4 protein-coding genes are annotated in these 3,639 nt (G+C 69.6%); all 4 read right to left on the minus strand.

From position 1 onward, the window contains the following. Window positions 1-292, minus strand: a 292-nt coding sequence (locus GA0115259_RS32985) for a hypothetical protein (protein WP_093603761.1), incomplete at its 3' end; no start/stop codon positions are given. Next, window positions 289-657 carry a WhiB family transcriptional regulator gene (locus tag GA0115259_RS32990; protein WP_093603763.1) on the minus strand — a complete coding sequence of 123 codons (369 nt, stop codon included), beginning with the start codon at window positions 655-657 and terminating at the stop codon, window positions 289-291. The genes GA0115259_RS32985 and GA0115259_RS32990, both read right to left, overlap by 4 nt. Before the next feature lie 170 nt (window positions 658-827). Beyond that, window positions 828-1,154, minus strand: coding sequence for a hypothetical protein (locus tag GA0115259_RS40790; protein ID WP_093603765.1), 327 nt, complete (start codon window positions 1,152-1,154; stop codon window positions 828-830). A gap of 183 nt (window positions 1,155-1,337) precedes the next feature. After that, complete coding sequence (locus tag GA0115259_RS33000) at window positions 1,338-3,548, minus strand: ATP-dependent DNA helicase UvrD2 (protein WP_370749038.1); 2,211 nt, start codon at window positions 3,546-3,548, stop codon at window positions 1,338-1,340. Window positions 3,549-3,639 lie beyond the last annotated feature (91 nt).

Below are 3,639 nucleotides of genomic sequence, written 5' to 3' on the forward strand. Positions count from 1 at the left end.
GGGCGCGCAGCGACGCGCGCTCGGCGCGGCGCTGCAACCGCCTGGCGGCGACCAGGCGCGCGGCCCGGCGTTCCGCGTCGGCTTCACGCAGGCGATCGCTCATATGCGCGCGTGCCATGGCTTCTGGGATGAGTTGCATCTCGCGGGTCCTGTTCTGACGCGAGTCGTTCGCGCCCATCGTGGTGACTGCCGGGGTCGCGGAGCCGGACGGCTCGCTCAGGGAAGAGGTCATCGGAGCCTGCTTCTGGGGATCGTGCGTAAAGGGACGGTCGATGGTTCCGGCGGCGTTCATGCCGTGACCGGGTTCTTGCGCGGACGGCCACGCGGCCGCTTGCGGGCCACGACCACACCCTGGACGAAGAGTTCGCCGCCCCACACGCCCCACGGCTCACGCCGCTCCTTGGCGCCGGCGAGGCAGGCCTCGACCAGCGGGCAGGTGCGGCAGAGTGCCTTGGCGTACTCGACATCGGCCGGAGACTCGGCGAAGAAGACCTCCGGGTCGTAGGCACGGCAGGGAACAGGTACGCCGAGGCTCTCGATGGCGTCGTCGAGCGCGGTCAGCGCGGTGAGCGGAGTCAAGGTGGAGTCCTCCGTGGAGATGGGCGGGGAGATCGCTTCGGAAGGCGGTACGGACGGGGCGTGCGCTTCGAGTTGCACGGGTTTCGTTCCTCGTCTGGTCGGTCCGGCCTGTTTGGCCGGGTGTCGGCTGGTACCGAGTAGTGCTAGTTCCGAGGCGCCTTCGGTTCTGTCTCCCGTTCGGGACAAACAGAAGGGCCGCGGATCCCTGGTGGGGTTCCGCGGCCCTGAGGCGCCGGTCTGATCGTGGATCAGACTGGATCACTCCAGGGTTCGAGCCCACGGAAGGCCCACATCAAGTGGTGCTGCGTCTGCTTCGTTTCGGCACCGGTCGCCGCAAAGGCATAGGCCTTGGCCGCTGCCGCTGCTACTCCTGCTTCCAGTGCCTTGGTCGGTCGCTCATTGCGCACCCCGACGGGAAGACCCGACAGAGCGGCGGGCCGGACGGCGAAGACGCCGGACAGGCCACTGCCAATGAGTTCGGAACCGGAGAAGCCGAGCGAGCAGGCGGAGACGACCGAGCGATCGGTCATTTTGTTGGAGCCGACAAAGCTGCTGCTGTGGATGATGCTGATCACTGGAATCGCCTCCTCTCGGCGTCTCAAGGACCGGCCTGAGCCAGTCGCGTGTATCACGGACAAGTACTGCTTTGGATAAGTAGAGCACGGGGACAGGGCTTCGGTGAAGCCCGCCGTTCCCGTGGTTAAGAACCTATGGGGATTCCCTGGGCGGGCGCAAACTATTTTTTCGTCGAGTTTGCCTCAGTCGTCCGCGGTGTCTCCCGCACGCTCCTCACCAGCGCAGATGGCGAGTACATCGGCTCCGAAGCGGTCCAGCTTGCGGGCGCCGACACCGGCGATCGCGGCCAGCTCGCGCTCGCCGTCCGGCACGGTCTCGGCGATCACCATCAGTGTCTTGTCGGTGAACACACAATAGGCGGGCTGGCCCAGCTGCTTCGCCTGCTCCGCGCGCCAGTCACGCAGCCGCTCATAGAGCGCCTCGTCCATGTCGGACGGGCAGTCCTCACAGCGCATCAGCTTCATCTCGCCCGCGTCGGTGAGCGTTTTGCCGCAGACCCGGCAGAGCACCGGACCGCGCCGCTTGCGCCGGACGGCGGCGCCGCCGTGCTCCAGGGCGCCGCCCGGGACCGCCGCCGTGCTTCGTGCTCCCGGGGCCGTGGAGCCCGGACGCAGTCCGTTCAGAAAGCGGGTGGGACGACGGGAGGCCCGGCCGCCCGGAGAGCGCGAGAGCGCCCAGGAGAGACAGAGATGCGAGCGCGCCCGGGTGACGCCTACATAGAGGAGCCGGCGCTCCTCCTCGATCTGCTCATCGGTCTTGGCGTAGGTGATCGGCATCATGCCCTCGGCGAGCCCGACCAGGAACACCGCGTCCCACTCCAGGCCCTTTGCCGCGTGCAGCGAGGCGAGTGTGACGCCCTGCACCGTGGGCGCGTGCTGCGCGGCGGCGCGCTCGTCCAGCTCGGCCACCAGATCGGCGAGCGTCGCACCAGGGCTCGCCCGGACGAAGTCCTCGGCGAGACGGACCAGGGCGGCCAGGGACTCCCAGCGGTCACGGACCGCGCCGGAGCCCGCGGGAGGTTCGGTGGTCCAGCCCTTGGCAGAGAGCACCGCCCGGACCTGCGCGGGCAGTTCGACCACATCGTCGAGCAGGGAGTCATTGCCTCCGAAGCGGGCCGCGCCACGCAGCGCCGCGCCCGCTTCCCGTACCTCCTGGCGCTCGAAGAACCGCTCCGCGCCACGGAGCTGATAGGGCACGCCCGCGTCGGCCAGGGCCTGTTCATAGACCTCCGACTGGGCGTTGATCCGGTACAGCACGGCGATCTCGCCTGCCGGGACGCCCGAGGCGATCAGATCGCGGATCCTGCGGGCGGTGCCCTCGGCCTCGGTGGGCTCGTCCGCGTACTCCGTGCAGACCGGCTCGGGGCCCGGGTCCCGCTGCGAGACCAGTTCGAGCCGGTGCTCGGCGGCCCGGCCGCGCGCCTGATTCAGCAGGCCGTTGGCGAGATGGACGACCTGAGGCGTGGAGCGGTAGTCCCGGACCAGCTTCACCACGGTGGCGCCCGGGTGGCGGGTGCGGAAGTTCAGCAGATGGTCGGGCGTCGCGCCGGTGAAGGAGTAGATCGTCTGGCTGGCGTCGCCCACGACACAGAGACTCTCCCGGTCACCCAGCCAGAGATCGAGCAGCCGCTGCTGGAGCGGGCTGACGTCCTGATACTCGTCGACCACGAAGTGCTGGTACTGGCGGCGGATCTGGTCGGCGATGTCATGCCGGTCCTGGAGGATGCCGACCGTGAGCAGCAGGACGTCCTCGAAGTCGATCACCGAGCGGTCGCGCTTGAGCTGTTCGTACATCCCGTAGATCTGGCCGATCTCGGCCGGATCGCGCGGGGCCTCGCGGACGGACTTGGCCACGGCGGCGGGATAGTCGGCCGGAACGGTCTGGGTGACCTTCGCCCACTCGATCTCGCTGGTGACATCCCGCAGTTCATTGCGGTCGAGCCGGATCCGGCAGTGGGCCGCGGACTCGGCGACGAGCTGCACCTTGCGGTCGAGCAGCCGCGGCAGCTCCCCGCCGACCGCCTTGGGCCAGAAGAACTGGAGCTGGCGCAGCGCCGCCGAGTGGAACGTACGCGCCTGGACACCGCCCGCGCCGAGCTGGCGCAGCCGTCCGCGCATCTCGCCCGCCGCCCGGTTGGTGAACGTGACGGCCAGCACACTGGCGGGCTGGAGTATGCCCGCGCGCACGCCATAGGCGATCCGGTGGGTGATGGCGCGCGTCTTGCCCGTGCCGGCCCCGGCCAGCACACACACCGGGCCATGCAGGGCCGTCGCCACCTCGCGCTGCTCGGGATCGAGCCCGTCGAGCACCGCGTCGGCGTCGCGCGGCGGAGCCATGATCTGGCCGGCCTCGGATTCGCGCGGGAAGAGTGGGGAGTGCGTTGCTGCTGTCACCCCACCATGCTGCCAGGTCCCCCGGGACAGGTGCGGCGGTTGTCCACAGGGGAGCCGCGTTGGTCATACGAACACACCCGCGGCCCCGCCG

The sequence above is a fragment of the Streptomyces sp. MnatMP-M17 genome, assembly GCF_900091995.1.
In the GTDB taxonomy this organism is placed as follows: Bacteria; Actinomycetota; Actinomycetes; order Streptomycetales; family Streptomycetaceae; genus Streptomyces.